The organism is Bradyrhizobium sp. USDA 4506, from assembly GCF_054058795.1.
Genome location: NZ_JBSSBM010000002.1, coordinates 8,204,129 through 8,221,122 on the forward strand (window position 1 = coordinate 8,204,129; position 16,994 = coordinate 8,221,122).

14 protein-coding genes are annotated in these 16,994 nt (G+C 65.2%); 6 read left to right on the forward strand and 8 right to left on the reverse strand.

Going from position 1 to position 16,994, the window contains the following annotated elements; genetic code table 11:
* Positions 1 to 273 precede the first annotated feature (273 nt).
* Entirely contained in the window at positions 274 to 1,422 is a 1,149-nt protein-coding gene (locus ACVIHF_RS40795) for an HlyD family secretion protein (protein WP_456793719.1), read from the reverse strand.
* Positions 1,423 to 1,565: 143 nt separating this feature from the next.
* Here ACVIHF_RS40795 and ACVIHF_RS40800 point away from each other — a divergent pair, with 143 nt between their 5' ends.
* The 4 genes from ACVIHF_RS40800 to mctP all read left to right on the forward strand — a co-directional run bounded on the left by ACVIHF_RS40800 (position 1,566) and on the right by mctP (position 5,669).
* The gene (locus ACVIHF_RS40800; RefSeq protein ID WP_456793720.1) at positions 1,566 to 2,477 is read left to right on the forward strand and encodes a LysR family transcriptional regulator; all 912 of its coding nucleotides are present in this window, start codon (positions 1,566 to 1,568) and stop codon (positions 2,475 to 2,477) included.
* A gap of 388 nt (positions 2,478 to 2,865) precedes the next feature.
* On the forward strand, positions 2,866 to 3,837 hold the full coding sequence (locus ACVIHF_RS40805) for a tripartite tricarboxylate transporter substrate binding protein (protein WP_253604353.1): 972 nt from the start codon (positions 2,866 to 2,868) through the stop codon (positions 3,835 to 3,837).
* A gap of 145 nt (positions 3,838 to 3,982) precedes the next feature.
* A complete protein-coding gene (locus ACVIHF_RS40810) occupies positions 3,983 to 4,168 on the forward strand; it encodes a DUF3311 domain-containing protein (protein ID WP_057015470.1) in 186 nt (61 codons plus the stop codon).
* Positions 4,169 to 4,178: 10 nt separating this feature from the next.
* Positions 4,179 to 5,669 carry a monocarboxylate uptake permease MctP gene (gene mctP / locus ACVIHF_RS40815; RefSeq protein WP_076827599.1) on the forward strand — a complete coding sequence of 497 codons (1,491 nt, stop codon included), beginning with the start codon at positions 4,179 to 4,181 and terminating at the stop codon, positions 5,667 to 5,669.
* Here mctP and ACVIHF_RS40820 read toward each other — a convergent pair.
* Entirely contained in the window at positions 5,640 to 9,116 is a 3,477-nt protein-coding gene (locus ACVIHF_RS40820; RefSeq protein WP_456793721.1) for an indolepyruvate ferredoxin oxidoreductase family protein, read from the reverse strand. The two genes, mctP and ACVIHF_RS40820, sit on opposite strands and share 30 nt — an antisense overlap.
* 157 nt (positions 9,117 to 9,273) lie before the next feature.
* Here ACVIHF_RS40820 and ACVIHF_RS40825 point away from each other — a divergent pair, with 157 nt between their 5' ends.
* Entirely contained in the window at positions 9,274 to 9,729 is a 456-nt protein-coding gene (locus tag ACVIHF_RS40825) for an Lrp/AsnC family transcriptional regulator (RefSeq protein ID WP_057015467.1), read from the forward strand.
* Positions 9,730 to 10,030: 301 nt separating this feature from the next.
* Here ACVIHF_RS40825 and ACVIHF_RS40830 read toward each other — a convergent pair whose 3' ends face one another.
* Positions 10,031 to 10,525 (reverse strand): hypothetical protein, encoded by a 495-nt coding sequence (locus ACVIHF_RS40830; protein WP_456793722.1) that lies wholly within the window; start codon positions 10,523 to 10,525, stop codon positions 10,031 to 10,033.
* 57 nt (positions 10,526 to 10,582) lie between these two features.
* Positions 10,583 to 11,017 (reverse strand): hypothetical protein, encoded by a 435-nt coding sequence (locus ACVIHF_RS40835; protein WP_456793723.1) that lies wholly within the window; start codon positions 11,015 to 11,017, stop codon positions 10,583 to 10,585.
* Between the two features lie 111 nt (positions 11,018 to 11,128).
* Here ACVIHF_RS40835 and ACVIHF_RS40840 point away from each other — a divergent pair, with 111 nt between their 5' ends.
* Entirely contained in the window at positions 11,129 to 12,049 is a 921-nt protein-coding gene (locus ACVIHF_RS40840) for a LysR family transcriptional regulator (RefSeq protein ID WP_310883293.1), read from the forward strand.
* Positions 12,050 to 12,103: 54 nt separating this feature from the next.
* Here the strand turns inward: ACVIHF_RS40840 and ACVIHF_RS40845 are convergent, their stop codons facing one another.
* The 4 genes from ACVIHF_RS40845 to ACVIHF_RS40860 form a co-directional block, all read right to left on the reverse strand.
* A complete protein-coding gene (locus ACVIHF_RS40845; protein ID WP_456793724.1) occupies positions 12,104 to 13,159 on the reverse strand; it encodes a serine hydrolase domain-containing protein in 1,056 nt (351 codons plus the stop codon).
* Positions 13,160 to 13,643: 484 nt separating this feature from the next.
* A complete protein-coding gene (locus tag ACVIHF_RS40850; protein WP_057015462.1) occupies positions 13,644 to 14,429 on the reverse strand; it encodes a fumarylacetoacetate hydrolase family protein in 786 nt (261 codons plus the stop codon).
* Between the two features lie 12 nt (positions 14,430 to 14,441).
* On the reverse strand, positions 14,442 to 15,806 hold the full coding sequence (locus ACVIHF_RS40855) for an LLM class flavin-dependent oxidoreductase (protein WP_310883262.1): 1,365 nt from the start codon (positions 15,804 to 15,806) through the stop codon (positions 14,442 to 14,444).
* Positions 15,807 to 15,830: 24 nt separating this feature from the next.
* Complete coding sequence (locus tag ACVIHF_RS40860; protein ID WP_456793725.1) at positions 15,831 to 16,883, reverse strand: Ldh family oxidoreductase; 1,053 nt, start codon at positions 16,881 to 16,883, stop codon at positions 15,831 to 15,833.
* Positions 16,884 to 16,994 lie beyond the last annotated feature (111 nt).

Consider the following 16,994-nt stretch of genomic DNA (forward strand, 5'->3'; position numbering starts at 1 on the left):
GGGAAAGACTGGAAGGATTGTTCTGTCGCGGTTGATAATCGGGCGCTGTTACGACGCGCGACGCAGATCCTTCATCTGCCAGCCGTCAGTTCGTGAGGTGGGCACGCCTGTCAGGCTCCCTCTCCCGCTTGCGGGGGAGGGCGGGGTGGGGGCTCTCTCCGCGAGTAGTGTCGTGGAGAGAGCCCCCACCCGCCGTGCGCTACGCGCACGTCGGCCTCCCCCGCAGGCGGGAGAGGCGAAGAAAGTTCGCACTCTTATCGTTGACCGTAGTCTCTATCCGCCGTTCGCCCGCGTCGCCGATGCCAGCCGCCGCTTCTCCTCGCGCTCGGCCAGCACCGTCGCCTTGGTGTTGACGGTCGGGATCGCCGACATGCCGGGGCGCAAGAGGCCGGTTAGGCTGTGATCGTCGAGCACGATCTTCACCGGCACGCGCTGTACGATCTTGGTGAAATTGCCGGTGGCGTTGTCGGGCGGCAGCAGCGCGAATTCGAGGCCGCTGGCCGGCGACAGGCTGTCGACATGACCCTTCAGCGTGGTGCCGCGAAAACTGTCGACCGTGAGCTCGACCGGCTGGCCGTTGCGCACATGGGTCAGCTGCGTCTCCTTGAAATTGGCGATCACATAGACCGCGTCCAGCGGCACCACCGCCATCAGCTGGGTGCCGGCCTGCACATATTGCCCGACGCGCAGCGTGCGGGCGCCGACCGTGCCGTCGACCGGCGCGGTGATCCGGGCGTAGGACAGGTTGAGCTCGGCCTGCTGCTCGACCGCGCGAGCGCGGTCCACCTGCGCTGCGGCCTGGGCGCGCTGCGTGGTCAGCACGTCGACCTTGCGCTGGGCCGCCGACAGCGCCGACTTCGCGTGCTGCAATTGCGCGGTGTTGGCGCGCAGCGCCGCGTCGGTCTGTTGCGCACGCTGAATGGTGCCGGAGCCGGACTTCATCAGCCCGTCGTAGCGGGTCTGCTCCTCCTGCGCGAATTTCAGGTTGGCCTCGGCGGCGGTGACGTCGGCCGTGCTCTGGTCGATGATCGGCTGCTGCAGTTCGAGCTGGGCATCGAGGTTGCGCACCGAGGCTGTGGCGGCGTCGACATCCGCCTTGGCCTGACCGAGCGCGGTGCGGTAATCGCGGTCGTCGATCTCGGCCAGCAGCTGGCCGGCCTTCACCGGCTGGTTGTCGGTGACCAGCACCTTGGCGATGTAGCCCGAGACCTTCGGGGCGATGATCGTGGAGTCCGCCTTCACATAGGCGTCGTCGGTGGTTTCGAGGTAGCGGCCGGTGGTGACGTAGTCGTAACCAAAGTCGGCTGCCACGGCGACGCCGATGATCGCGGCGAGCCCGAGCGCCACCCGCTTGACCGCTTTCCGCGACGGGCGGAGGCCGATTTTTGTTGCTTGTTCAGGGACATAAGTAGTGGTCGACATGGCATCCTCCGGGTCGAACATTCGCGTCCTTCCAGAAAGGGCGCCCAGTACGCCCCCTTAGATGCAATGTCCTTCCCGCTGTGATAATCCCGATAAATCTGGAAGCATTATCAAGCCAGCGCTGATAATCCGGACCTTGCCGCATGGATCGCCTGACCAGCCTGACCGCCTTCGTCCGGGTTGTGGACACCGGCGGCTTTTCCGCGGCCGGCCGCAAGCTCAACATGTCCACCACCATGGTGAGCAACCACGTGCAGTCGCTGGAGGACCGGCTCGGCGCCCGGCTGCTCAACCGCACCACGCGCAAGGTCAGCCTCACCGAGGTCGGCCAGGCCTATTACGACCGCTGCGTCCAGATCCTCGCCGACATCGAGCAGGCCGACGACATCGCGGGCGCCCAGCAATCGGTGCCGCGCGGCACCCTGCGCATCTTCACCAACACCCATCTCGTCCAGTTCCTGTCGCCCGCGGTGGCCGAGTTCCTCGCCACCTATCCCGAGGTCAAGGTCGATCTCACGATCGGCGAGCGCAGTGCCGATCTGATCGACGAGAACTACGATCTCGCCGTGCGCATGGTGCCGCCGCCGGACTCCAGCCTGATCGTGCGCACCATCGCGACCTGGCGCCACGTGCTGTGCTGCTCGCACGGCTATATCAAACAGCACGGCAAGCCAACGCTGCTGGCCGACCTCTCCGCGCGCAACTGCATGCGCCACGCCAACTATCCCTATGGCGACGAGTGGCGCTTCGCCGACCGCAAGGGCACGCCGGCTGCGGTGCGCGTCTCCGGAAATCTGATCTCCAACAGCGGCGAAACCCTGAAGCTCGCGGCGCTGGCCGGCGTCGGCGTCTTCCTCGCGGCCGGCTTCCTGGTTCGCGACGAGCTGGAGTCGGGACAACTGGTCCGCCTGCTGCCCGAATACCGGCCGGTCGAGCTCACCATGAATGCTGTCTATCCGCATCGCCATCATCTCTCGGCGAAGGTCCGCACCTTCATCGACCTGCTGGTCCATCACGCCACCGAGCAGCAGAAGCTGATCAATCCGTATTCGTGATGGGCGGTGTGCAGGGTGGGCACGCTTGCACTGAGCGGCCTCCGCGCTCCGGTGATGGAGCTGGCCGCATTTCTCTCTGTTCGTCTCTCTCTGTTCGTCGTCCCGGCGAAGGCCGGGACCCATACGCCGCGGCTTGTGTCGTGAACGGGATCCGTCGTTCCACCGTCGCGCAACCATGACCAGCTGTGGTTATGGATCCCGGCCTGCGCCGGGACGACAGTGTGTGTGTTGCACGACCGGTGAGTCAGACATCCGAAAGCTCGCGGCCCGTCGCGCCACCCCAGATGACGGGACTAGCAGAGCTTTTTCGGCGCGTCATGACGGCCCGGCATCCCTTGCATGGCGTTCGCGTGTATGAAGACGGCAGCGTCTGCCGCCGGAGCTTGCCATGCCGCTTCGTCTTCTCGCATCACTCCTGTTCGCGCTCGCAGCAAACCTGCTGCTGCAACTGCCGGCGCGCGCCGCCTATCCCGATCACATCGTCAAGATCGTGGTGCCGTTCGCGCCGGGCGGCGGCACCGATGTCGTCGCGCGGACGCTGGCGCAGGAGATGCAGAAGGATCTCGGCGTCACCGTCATCATCGAGAACAAGCCGGGGGCCGGCACCATCATCGGCACGCAGAGCGTCGCGACGAGCCGAGCCGACGGCTACACGCTGCTGATGGCGACCTTCGCCAACGCGGTCAATCCGAGCCTTTACAGCAAGCTGCCTTATGATGCGCACAAGGATTTTGCGCCCGTGGCGCTGGTGGCGCGCTCCTTCAACGTCGTTGTGGTCAATCCCGCTTCGCCGATCAAGTCGATTGCCGATCTGATCGCGGCCGCGAAGGCCGATCCGCAAAAGCTGTCCTACGGCACCTATGGCACCGGCACCTCGGCGCATCTCGCCGGCGAACTGTTCAAGCACATGGCCGGGGTCAATCTCACCACCGTTCCCTACAAGGGCGCGGCGCCTGCCATCACCGACCTCTTGGGTGGCCAGATCCAGGTAATGTTCACCACGGTGGCAAGCTGCGCCTCGCTGGTCGAGGCCGGGCAGCTGCGCGCGATCGGAGTGACGTCCGCTGAGCGCTCGGCCGCGTTCCCGCAATTGCCGACGGTGTCGGAAGCCGGCGCCTCCGGCTATGTCGCCGAATCCTGGTACGGCCTCTACGCGCCGGCGAATACGCCGCCCGACATCATCGATCGCCTCAACAGATCGGCGGCAAAGGCCGTGCAGGCGGAGGCCTTCAAGAAGCTCAGCGTCAATGAGGGCCTCGTGATGGTGGCCTCACCGCCGGCCGAGCTCGACCGCTACTTTGCCGGCGAGGAAGCGCGCTGGCGCAAGGTGACAAAGGACGCCGGCATCAAGGCCGAATAGGCGGCATGCGCCAGGTGACGATCACATCTTTTTGCGTCGCATTGCCGTAACCGTGATTCTAGACGCAACGGACCGGTTCCTGGATCGTTGCCATGATCAGCGGAACCTGCCGCCTTGAGCTGTGTCTTGCGTCAAAGAGTAGGCCATGTGGATTCTGTTGCTGCTGCCGTTCATCGGCTTGCTGTGGGTGCCGTTCTATAATTTCGTCGAGCCGTCGCTGTTCGGCTTTCCCTTCTTCTACTGGTACCAGCTCGCCTGGGTGCCGATCTCCTCGCTCTTGATCTGGCTGGTCTATCGCAGCCGCCGGCCCGATACCGACGAGCCGCGGTGAGGGGACAGCCATGACCGATCACATCGCCTGGGTGGCGCTCTCCGTCTTCATCTTCTTCTTCGCGCTCGTCACCGTGATGGGCTTCTTCGCGGCGCGCTGGAAATCCGGCCCGGTCAGCGAGCATCTCGACGAATGGGGCCTCGGCGGTCGCCAGTTCGGCACCTGGATCACCTGGTTCCTGGTCGGCGGCGATTTCTACACCGCCTACACCGTGATCGCGGTGCCAGCGCTGGTCTACGCGGTCGGCGCCTACGGCTTCTTCGCGCTGCCCTACACCATCATCGTCTATCCCTTCGTATTCGCTGTCATGCCGGTGCTGTGGAAGAAGGCGCATGCGAACGGCTACGTCACCGCCGCCGATGTCGTCCACGGCGCCTATGGCTCGCGCGCGCTCGAGCTCGCGGTGGCGCTGACCGGCCTGGTCGCGACCATGCCCTACATCGCGTTGCAGCTGATCGGCATGGAGGTCGTGATCAAGGCGATGGGGCTATCCGGCGAACTGCCGATCATCGCCGCCTTCGTGATCCTCGCGCTCTATACCTATAGCTCCGGCCTGCGCGCGCCGGCGCTGATCGCCTTCGTCAAGGACATCATGATCTACATCGTGGTGCTGGCCGCCGTGGTCGTGGTGCCCGCGAAGCTCGGCGGCTACGGCGCGGTGTTCTCGGCCGCCAACGACGCCTTCACGGCGAAGGGCGGCGCCACCGGCCTGACGTTGAAGCCCGGACAGTATCTGCCCTATGCGACGCTGGCGCTGGGCTCGGCGCTCGCCGCCTTCATGTATCCGCACACGCTGACCGGCATCTTCGCCTCGAAGTCGGCGGATACCATCCGCAAGAATGCGATCCTGCTGCCGGCCTATACGCTCTTGCTCGGCCTGATCGCGCTGCTCGGCTACATGGCCTATGCCGCCGGCATCAAGGTGACTTCGCCGAACGACGTGGTGCCGATGCTGTTCAAGACGCTGTTCCCGGAATGGTTCGCGGGCTTTGCGTTCTCGGCGATCGCGATCGGCGCGCTGGTGCCGGCGGCGGTGATGAGCATCGGCGCCGCCAACCTGTTCACGCGCAATGTCTGGAAGTCCTACGTCAACCCGGACATCTCGCACGCCGGTGAGGCGTCGGTGGCGAAGATCACATCGCTGGTGGTCAAGGTCGGTGCGCTCGCCTTCATCTTGTTCCTGCCGACGCAATATGCGCTCGACCTGCAACTGCTCGGCGGCCTCTGGATCGTGCAGACGCTGCCGGCGCTGGTGTTCGGGCTGTTCACCGTCTGGTTCCGCGCCGAAGGGCTGCTGCTCGGCTGGGCGGTCGGCATCGGCTGGGGCACGTATACGGCGTGGAGCAACGGGCTGAAGCCGCTCGCCAGCATCTCGCTCGGCGATGCCAGCTACAGCTTCTATGTCGGCCTCGGCGCGTTGCTGCTCAACATCGTCGTGGCGGTGCTCGCGACTGTCGTGGTCGGCCTGATATCACCCGCCAAGCGCCGCGCGGCGGCCTGAGCCGTCGCCTTGGTCTGACGGGGCGGAGGCAAGTCGCGCGGTGAGCCGCGCAACCTCCGCCCTGGTCTTTTCGATCGCGGCGTCCTTCACCGACCCATAGCCGCGGATCTCCATCGGCGCCTTTGCCAGCGCGACGAGATCGGGCAGCCGTGCCTTGTCGAGCTTGCCGAGCATGGTCTCGATCAGCGCCTCATACCAGGTAATCAGCTCGCGCTCGGTGCGGCGCTCCGCGGCGTAGCCGAACAGGTCGAAGGGTGTGCCGCGCAGCCCTTTCAGGCTCGCGAGCAACCGCAGCGGCGTCTGGATCCACTGTCCGAACGCGCGCTTCCTCGGCCGTCCCCGTGCATCGCGCCGCGCTGGCAGGAACGGCGGCGCAAGGTGATATTGCACCGTGAAGTCGCCGTCGAATTCCTGGCTGAGCTCGTCGAGGAAGCCGCTCTGCATATGCAGCCGCGCCACTTCGTATTCGTCCTTATACGCCATCAGCTTGAACAGCGACCGCGCCACGGCGTCGGTCAAGGTCTCGCTGCCCAGCGCGGCCTCGGCGCGACGCACGCGGTCGATTGTCGCCCGATAGCGCGCGGCATAGGCCTCGTCCTGATAGTCACGAAGGAAATCCGCGCGGCGCGCGATCACCTGCTCCAGCGTCTCCGGTACATCGGCCGCAGCACCGTCGGCCTTCGGCAAAAACTCCGGATCGGCGAAGGCGATCCGGCCCCAGGCCAGCGCCTGCCTGTTGAGCTCGATGGCGACGCCGTTCAATTCGATCGCGCGCGTCAGCGCCTCCAGCGAGACCGGCACCAGGTCCTGCTGCCAGGCGAAGCCGAGCATCATGATGTTGGCAAAGACGCTGTCGCCGAGCAGCCGCTCGGCCAGCGCGTTGGCGTCGATCATGGTGAGGTTGCCCGACCCGATCACCCGCTCGATCGCGCGCAAGCGAACCGGCGAGGCGAGGTCGGCATCGCGGAAGCGCACCACGTCGCCGGTCGGCATCTCGGCGATATTGACCGCGGCGCGCATTCCCTTGCGATAGGTGCCGGATGCTTTTGCCGACGAGCTCACCACGAGGTCGCAACCGATCAGCGCGTCGGCCGCGCCCTGGTCGATCCGCACCTGATGCAGCGCGTCGGGCGTAACCGCCAGCCGTAGATAGCTCAGCACGGGGCCGAACTTCTGCGCAAAACCGGTGAAGTCGAGCACAGAGACCCCGTGGCCCTCGAGATGCGCGGCCATTGCGATCAATGCGCCGACCGTGATGACGCCGGTGCCGCCGACGCCGGTGACAAGGAGATCATAGGGCCGCTCCAGTCCCGCAAGCTCCGGCGCCGGCAGCGCGGCTGCACGCGTCAGCGGATCGATCGCGCTCGCGCTCTTCGCCCGCCGCTTGCCGCCCTCGATCGTGACAAAACTCGGGCAGAAGCCGTTGAGGCAGGAAAAGTCCTTGTTGCAGGTTGAGAGGTTGATCCGGCGCCTGCGGCCGAACGGCGTTTCCTTCGGCTCGACGCTGAGGCAGTTGGATTCCACCGAGCAGTCGCCGCAGCCCTCGCAGACGAGGTCGTTGATGTAGGCAAAGCGCGCGGGATCCTCGATCGTGCCGCGCTTGCGCCGCCGCCGCTTCTCGGTGGCGCAGGTCTGCTGATAGATCAGCACGGTGACGCCGGGAATTGCGCGCAGCTCGCGCTGCACGGCATCCATCGCCTCGCGCGGATGGATGGTGACGCCGGCGGGCAGATCCGCCGGCGAGAAATGCGCGGGATCGTCGGAGACCAGCGCGATCCGCGCGACGCCCTCGGCGCGGACAGAGTGCGCGATCGCCTGCACGCTGACCGGGCCGTCGACCGGCTGGCCGCCGGTCATCGCCACCGCGTCATTGAACAGGATCTTGTAGGTGATGTTGGCTTTCGCAGAGATCGCCTGCCGGATCGCCATCGAGCCGGAGTGATAGTAGGTGCCTTCGCCGAGATTCTGGAAGACGTGGCTGTTGCCGGTGAATTTCGATGACGCCGCCCAGTTGACGCCTTCGCCGCCCATCTGGATCAGCGACGAGGTCTCGCGGTCCATCCAGCTTGCCATGAAATGGCAGCCGATGCTGGCCAGCGCCTTGGAGCCCTCGGGCACTTTCGTCGAGGTGTTATGCGGGCAGCCCGAGCAGAAATACGGCGTACGGGTCGCGCCCGGCACCGCGATCATGCGGTCCTGTTCCGGCACCAGCGCGGCAACGCGGCGAGCGAGTTGCAATTCCGGAAACATCGGGTCGAGCCGGCGCGCCAGCACGTCGGCGAGCATGCGCGGCGACAATTCGCCGGTCCAGGAGATCAGCCGCGCGCCGCTCTCGTCATGCTTGCCGACCATCCGGTCCGGCTTGGCGCCGGGATAGTCGTAGAAATACTCCTTGAACTGGCTCTCGATGATGCCGCGCTTCTCCTCGACCACGAGGATCTCGCGCTTGCCCTTCACGAACTCCATCGCATCGTGCAGCGCCAGCGGCCACACCATGCCGACCTTGTAGATGTCGATGCCGAAGCGGCGGCACGCCGCCTCGTCGAGGCCGACCAGCCGCAGCGCTTCCATCAGATCGAGATGCGCCTTGCCCGTGGTGACGATGCCGTAGCTCGCATCCTTGATGTCGTAGATGTGGCGATCGATCGGATTGGCTTTCGCGAAGGCGTAGACCGCGTGCTTCTTCGCCTCCAGCCGTTCCTCGATCTGCGGGCCCGGCAGATCCGGCCAGCGATAATGCAGGCCGCCGGGCGGCGGCACGAAATCCGGTTGCACGAAACGGCGCGGCGGCCGCAGCTCGACCGAGGCGCCGGACTCCACGATCTCCGAGATCGCCTTGAAGCCGACCCACATGCCGGAGAACCGGCTCAGCGCGTACCCATACTCGCCGAATGCGAGATATTCGCCGACATCGGCCGGATGCAGCGTCGGCATGAACCAGCTCATGAAGGCGACGTCGGACTGATGCGGCATCGAGGACGACACGCAGCCATGGTCGTCGCCGGCGACGACGAGCACGCCGCCACGCGGCGAGGAGCCATAGGCATTGCCGTGCTTCAGCGCATCGCCGGAACGGTCGACGCCGGGGCCCTTGCCGTACCAAAGGGCGAACACGCCATCGACCTCGCGATCTCTTTGCGTCTCGACCTGCTGCGAGCCGAGTACGGCGGTCGCCGCGAGGTCCTCATTGACCGCGGGCAGGAATTCGATGCGGCTGTCCTTGAGCTGCTCGCCGATCTTCCACAGTTCGAGATCGACGCCGCCGAGCGGCGAGCCGCGATAGCCGGAGATGAAGCCCGCGGTGTTGAGGCCGGCAGCGCGGTCGCGCCGCGCCTGGTCGAGCACGATGCGGACGATCGCTTGCGTGCCGGTGAGGAAGACGCGGCCGCGGTCGCGGCTGTAGCGCTCGGACAGCTGATAGGCGTCGAGCAACGGCATCTGGCCCATGACTGACCTCTCCGGGATTCGCGATGTCTGATCCGACAAGGCTATGCCTGTGGGCGTGGTAGGTCTTACCTATCCATTCATTTGTCGCTGAAAAATCGGCAGGATATTGCTGAGAACGATGTAGTTCGGTAGGATCTACCAAATCGAGGGCCTCGCAATGGTCGAAGAGCAGGACGAGAAAATCCTCGCCGAACTGCAGAAGGACGGCCGCGCCACCAACCAGCAGCTTGCGGAAACCGTCGGGATGTCGACCTCCGCCTGCTGGCGCCGGGTCCGCGCCCTGGAAGAATCCGGCGTCATCTCAGGCTATTCGGCGCTGGTCGCGCGCGAGCGCGCAGGCTTTGCGACCTCGGCGATCCTGCACGTCTCGCTGGAGCGCCACGACGTCAAGTTCGTCGACGAGTTCGTCGCCCGGGTGATGAAGCGCCGCGAGGTGCTGGAATGCTTCGCGACCACCGGCGACGCCGATTATCACCTGCGCGTCGTGGTGCGCGACATGGACGCCTACAACAAATTCCTCGACGAGTTCATGTTCCGCATCCCCGGCATCCGCCATGTCCGCACCAACGTGATCCTGAAGGAGATCAAGACCGGCGTGGCGTTGCCGTTTTGAAGTGATGTGGTCTGACGACGATGATGTGGCCGCGCGCTCAATTTTGTCCCGTCACCCTGAGGAGGCCGCGTAGCGGCCGTCTCGAAGGGCGAACGGCCACCAGCTGGGCCGTGCATCCTTCGAGGCTCGCCCAGCGGCGCAAGTGCGCCGCAAGGCTCGCGCCTCCAGCGACAAAGGCGAAGCCTTTGCGCGGGGATGACGGTCGAAGTAGTCGGCAGGATGGGTAGAGCGAAGCGAAACCCATCATGGTGCCGCGGGTTGGAAGCGATGGGTTTCGCTGCGCTCTACCCATCCTACGCATCTACGCCTCCGCCGGTTTGGCCCGCGTCAGCAGCATGAACACCATGACATGGCTGACCAGCAGCAGCGGCACATAGAGCGCCGGAATGTAGATGCCGGCGCCGAACAGGCCGGGATCGCCGATCTTCACGCCGTTGTAATAGGCATTGAGCAGATCCAGCGTGCCCCAGACGTTGAAGACCCAGACGATCGGAATCGCGATCGCCCACCGCCAGGACAGCGCCGCCATGGCAAGCAGCGCGAGAACGGCGGCGGTGAGATCGCCCCATCCGACCTCGCTGGCGAAATCCGCGCTCAACTGCGGCGACACGAACCCGGCCACCATGAAGTTCATACCCAGGAACCTGAACGCATGGAACGCTGCGAGCAGTCGGAGCGCGTTGTCACGTGGCATCGCGCGGAGCGCCGGCCAGACGTAGGTGACGGCCACGACGGCACTTGTCAGAAACCCGCCGGCGACGCTGAGGACGAATGGAAGATTGAAGCCCGGGGGCATCGGCGGATTCCCTTGTTGTCGATCGGTTCGGTTGGCTTGCGTTCAGGACCTTGACGCTCAGGGCTTGGCGACGAGCAGGCGGAGCGGCAGCAGCGGGCCGACCCCGATGTACTCGTGATCCATCAGATCGAGCTTGGACAACGGCAGGCCTTCCATGATCGCGTGCGCCTCGGATGCATCCTTGGCGTCGAGCAGAAAGACCACGCCGCGCCCGTCGGAGCGCGAATACCATTCGCGAATCTTGCCGTTGAGATAGAGCTGCACGGTCTGCCGGATTTCGTCCGGCATCACGGCCATCACCTGATCGCGGGTGACGCCGGCTTTCGCGGTGAGGATGACCATCACGCCGGTGGTGACGGTGGAGGTGGCTTGGGCTTGTGCTTGAGCTTGGGCAAAGGAGGGAGCGGTCATGGAAGTGGTGCCTGTCAAAGTGAGGGTGAGAGCCAGGATTGTGTGACGGATTGCTTGCATCGGTCGCATGTCTCCGTTCACGACGGATGTCGTGATGTCGCGTGAGCAGCGCGCGTCGCGTTTGCTGCTGCTTGTGGCTCCGATGTAGGGCGGCTTTCCGCGAGCGACTATTCGCGATAATGTTCACAGGCCATGAAGCAGAACTTCACAGTCCGGCAGGGCGCGCTCGACGGCGTCGAGGCATTCCTTGCCGTCGCCCAGCACCGCAGTTTTCGCCGCGCGGCGGCCGAGCTCGGCGTCACGCCATCGGCGATCAGCCAGGCGGTGCGCGCCCTCGAGGCGCGTCTCGGCGCCGTGTTGTTCATCCGCACCACCCGCAGCGTCGGGCTGACCGATGCCGGCGAACGGTTTCTGGCGCGCGCAAGACCGGCATTCGAGGAGCTGGTCGCGGCGAGTGGGGCGGCGCGCGAGCTCGGGCAGAAGCCCGCCGGGCTATTGCGTCTCACCGTACCGCGCTCGGTGGTGCCGATCCTGCTGGAGCCGCTGATCGCGTCGTTCTGCAAGGCCTATCCCGAGATCGAGGTCGAGCTCGCCGCCAGCGAGGAATTGGTCGACCTCGCCGCCGGCGGCTTCGATGCCGGCATCCGGATGGGCCAGTTCATCAACCCGGACATGGTCGCGGTGCGCCTGACCAAGCCGTTCCCGTTCGCCATCGTCGGTAGCCCGGACTATCTCGCGCGCCGCGGCCGGCCGAAACGCCCGGACGATTTGCGCGAACACGCGTGCCTGCGGCTGCGGCGATCGAACGGCGGGCTCGCGCCATGGTCGCTGACCGACAACGGCCGTTCGATCGAGCTTGCCGTGTCGGGATCCTTCATCGGGCATGATTTCCCGACGCTGGTCGGCGCCGCCATCGAAGGCGTGGGCCTCGCGCAAGTCCCCGCACCGCTGATATCAGGCGCCGTGAAGGAGAAGAAGCTCGTCCGCGTGCTGGAGCCGTTCGCACCGACCACGCCGGGCGTGTTCCTCTACTATCCCGGCCACCGCCAGATCATGCCGAAGCTGCGCGCCTTCATCGATCACGTGAAGAGCAGGCCGCGGGCCGCGCGGTGAGGAGAGCACGGATTTGCATGGCTCGTTCAGGTCATCTCGGAATGACGGGAGGGTCTAGGCGCGCTTCTGAGGATGCCAGTCAGGCACCGTCTTGACCATGTGCCAGACCAGCAGGTCGAGGGCGCGGGTCATGCCTTCCCGCGACCTGGTATTGGTGAACGCCGACCAGCAGAAATCGCCGCTGGTTCGCACCGAGATCGTCGTCGTTCCGTCCAGCAGGCCGCTGTGCCACCAATTGTTGTTCGCGGTGACGAACAGGCCCTTGGCGTAGCGGGGGTTGATGGCGCTGGGGGTGCTCATGACGCGGAGGCTGTCGTCGGTCAGCAGCTGCTCAGTGTCCTTGAAGCCGTCGATATGGACGAACAGCGTCGTCAAATCGCCCGGCGTCGCAATCCAGCCGCCGTGCGAATCCATCCGGGCAACGTTCATCCGGTACGGATCGCCGGTCTGGCTGTAGTATTTCACTTCGTTGCTTGCGCGCTCGCTCAGCGTATTGCCGGCAATCTGCATGTCGGTGATGCCGCATCGCTTCAGGACGGCGTCCTTGATGTATTGCTCGTAGCTCTGGCCGCTCAGCTTTTCGATCACGCGGCCGAGGATGCAATAGCCGAAGTTCGAATAGGCATAGGCTTCGCCTGGCGGACTGGTGAGCGGCATATGCTCCAGCGTCCAGCTGATCAGTTCGCGATGCTTCAGGTTCTGGTTCATGAACATCGGATCGCGAGACTGGTTTCCCCAGGTCCCGGTGGTGTGGGTCAAGAGATGCTCGACCGTGATCTGCTCGACATGGGAGCGAGACGAGCCGGGTGGCATCAAGCTTGGCGGCGTGGGTGTCGTCGGATAGTCCTTGCCGAGAATGGAGCTTGCGCCGAACACATAGTCGCCGAGCCGCAATTTGCCGGCCTCGATCAGGGTGAAGATCCCGGTCGAGGTCACAGGCTTCGATATGCTCGCGATCCGGAAGCGGTGTTGCGGGGTCAATGCTTCGCCGGTCTCCCGATCCGCAACCCCGAACGCCTCGACATAAGCCGGCTTTCCCTTGATTGCGATAGCGATCGAAAGACCCGGTACATCGTAGTCCTTCATGAAGTCGGCGGCCAGGTCAGCCATCTGCTTGCGTTGCTCCGATGTCGGAAGCTCCGGGGGCTGCTCGGCAAGGGCGGTCGACGGCCCGCAGACGATCCCTGCGGCCGATAGCAGGGAGCCCTGAAGCAACGTTCGGCGTGAAAGTGGCATGGCTGACTTGTCTGATGAGTGCGCGCGGACCTTATTGCGCTTCGCCCTGTGTTGTCACGATGCGAACGGCTGTGTGATCACGTCACGATGGCCCGTCGGGCAAATGATGTCGCGAGAATGCGGATGTATGATCCACAAGCGGCGCCACAAACTCGCCGTCGTCCCGGCGAACGCCGGGACGACAAATGGAGAGAGAAGCGACCCGGTCCATCACCGTCATGCTGAGGTGCGAGCGCAGCGAGCCTCGAAGCACGACGGCCCGGCCTCTCGACGCAAGGATGGAGCGGCGGCCGTGCATCCTTCGAGGCTCGCTTCGCGAGCACCTCAGGATGACGGCTCTAAAGTGGTGCAAGCCGCCTCACACCTTCTCCCTCACGAACCTGTTCCGCAGCGTGCCGATGCCGGTGATGTCGATCTCGACCACGTCGCCGTCCTTCAGGTCCGGCGAGGCGCCGTCGGTGCCCATCCAGATCACGTCGCCGGGCGACAGCGTGAAATATTTGGTCAGTTCGACGAGGAACGGGACGATGCCGAAGATCATCTCGTTGGTGTGGAAGCGGCCGGTTTCCTTGCCGTTGACGCGGATCGCGGTCTCCATGCGGTCGAGGTCGACATCGGTCTCGATCCACGGACCCATCGGCTTGAAGGTATCGGCGTTCTTGGCACGCCACAGTCCGCGATCGGCCTTCTGCCAGCTGCGTTCGGAGACGTCGTTGCCGATGGTGTAGCCGAACACGCAGTCCATCGCGTTGGCCTCGGTCAGGTGCTTGGCGGTCTTGCCGATCACGACGACGAGCTCGCCCTCGTAATGGATCTTCTCGGTCGCGCTCGCGGGGATCACGACGTTCTCGTCATGGGCGATCAGCGCGTTCTGCGCGCGGTAGCCGATCTCGGGACGATCGGGAACGTTCGGCACCGTGCCGGCCTTGTCGGCGGCTTCTTTGAGGTGTTTCAAATAATTCAGCCCGACGCAGTAGAAGGTGCGCGGGATCAGCGGCAGCTCGATCTTGACGTCCTTCAACGCATGCGTCTTCGACGTCTTGCTCCATTCACCGAAGGGATCGCCATTGACGGTGGTGACGGCGTCGCCCTCGACGAGGCCCCAAGACGTAGTGCCTGCGGCAGTAAATTTCAGCCAGCGCATGATGATGTCCCTCTATTCCGCGGCCTGCGCGCGGGTCTTCCAGGCGCCCGCGGCCGGGCGCTTCAGCCCGAGATTCTCGCGCAGCGTCGTGCCGGCGTAATCCTTGTGGAACAGCCGGCGCTTCTGCAGTTCGGGCACCACGTGGTTGACGAAGTCGGCATAGGAGCCCGGCACGTAGCTCGCCGCGACGACGAAGCCGTCGCAGCCGCGATTGACAAACATCTCCTCCAGCCGGTCGGCGATCTCCTTCGGGCCGCCGACCATCGCGTCCTGCACCTGGCCGCGGCCGGAGAAGGTGATGAAGTCGCGGGTCGAGGGATTGCTCTTGCCGGAGGTGCGCAGCACGCCGTCGCGAATGCCGAGCATGCCTTGCATGCCCTGCAACTCCTCTGATGTCAGCGGCTCGTCGATCGGTTTGGCGCCGAAATCGAAGTTGAGGCCTTCGGCGAGCAGCGACAACGCGTCGATCTCGAGCGGCAGCTTCTGGATCACCGCCATCCGGTCCTCGGCCTCGGCCTTGGTCGCGCCGGTGACCGGGGTGATCAGATTGCAGAGGAACATCTGGTCGGGATCGCGCCCGGCCTTGGCGGCTTCGCCCCGGATCGCGTCATAGCCCTGCCTGGCATTGGCGAGGTTGCGCGCCGCGGTGAAGATCACCTCACCCCAACGCCCGGCAAAGCGCTGGCCGCGGCCGGAGGCGCCGGCCTGGATCACGACGGGATGGCCCTGCGGCGAGCGCGGCACCGTGAACGGGCCGCGCGAGGTGAAGAACGCGCCCTTGTGGTCGAGCCGCTTCACCTTGGTCGGATCGGCGAAGCGGCCGCTCTTCTTGTCGATCAGCAGCGAACCGTCTTCCCAGGCGTCCCAGTGGCCGAGCACCACCTCCATGAACTCGTCGGCGCGGTCATAGCGATGGTCGTGCTCGAGATGCTGCTCGCGGCCCATGTTGAGCGCTTCGCCGTCATTGACCGACGTCACCACGTTCCAGGCGGCGCGGCCACCCGTCATCAGGTCGAGCGTGGCGAAACGGCGGGCGACGTCGAACGGCTCGAAATAGGTGGTGGAGGCGGTCGAGGCGAGGCCGAGCTTGGTGGTGACCATGCCCATCGTGGTCAGCACCACGATCGGGTCCATCTTCACGCAGCGGATGCCGTATTCGACGGTGTGGGCGTGATCGTTGCCGTAGCGATCGGGCATCGCGAGGCGATCGTCGAAGAACGCCATGTGGAACTTGCCGCGCTCCAGGATGCGCGCGATCTCCTGATAGTAGTCCGCCGACATCGAATCGTCGCGCGATTCCGGGTGGCGCCAGGAGCTCGGCAGGTTGGTGCAGTTCTGCGCCTGCAAAAAGCCAACCAGCGCCATTTGCCGTGTCATGTCGTTCTCCTGTGTCCGCAACTGTCAGCGAAGGTCGAGCTCATCGGTGAGCTTGTAATCGGCGGCGAGCGCCTTGAGCTTGTCCCAGGTCGCATCCTCGATCTCGATGCCGTCCTTGCGCCGCTGCTGCTCGCGCAGATATTCGATCTCGCCCGGATAGAACACGCCGCGGCTCCCTTCCGAGGGCGGCGTCGATTTCAGGTAGCGGGCGAAGTCGGCGACCTCCTTCCTGAAGTCCATGAGCGGACGGAATGCGGCGACGTTGAACACCGCCATGAAGCAGCCGTCGTTGTGTCGGCCGGTCGGCTCGACGCCGAAGCCGAGCCCGGTCAGGAGGCCGCACAGCACCTCGATCATCGCGGCAAGGCCCGAGCCCTTGTAGCCTTCGCTGCCGCCGAGCGGCAGCAGCGCGCCGCCCTTGCGGTAGTCTTTCGGGTCAGTGGTGTCGCGCCCCTCGGCATCGATGATCCAACCCTTCGGGATGCTCTCGCCACGCGCCACCGCGAGCTGGATCTTGCCGGCGGCGACTGCCGAGGTCGCCATATCGAGATAGAATGGCGCCTCGAGGTCGGAGGGCACCGCGATCGAGAGCGGGTTGGTGCCGAGCCGGGCCTCGCGGCCGCCGAACGGCGCCACGTGTTTCGGCGAGCGGCCGGAATCGGCGGCCGCAATCCCGATCATGCCTTCGCGCATCGCCATCATCAGGTAATGCGCGAGGCGTCCGACATGGCTCTGCCGGAACACGGTGCAGGCCGCGACATTGGCGGTCTTCGCCTTGTTGATGGTCATCTCCATCGCCTTGGCGTTGACGTGGAAGCCGAAGCCCCAATGACCGTCGATCACGGTCGTGGTCGGTGTCTCCTGCACGATGGTCCATTTCGCGCCGGGCACGATGTGGCCGGCCTTGATGCGGCCGATATAGGTCGGGATTGCGATCACGCCGTGGGAGTCGTGGCCGGCGAGGTTGGCGTTGACGCAGCCGGAGGCGACTGCGCTGGCTTCCTCCTCCGATGCGCCGGCACCCTTGAGGAGTGCCGCGCCGATGCGCGTGAGACGGTCGGCCTGGACGATTGGCATGGGATTTTCCTCGCGGTCTGCCCGCGTGATGCGCGGGTCGTGCTTGCTGTTGTCGACGTCATGCTCTCAAAGCGCCGAGGGGCGAGCAAGGGCAGAAAAATCCGGGCGGCC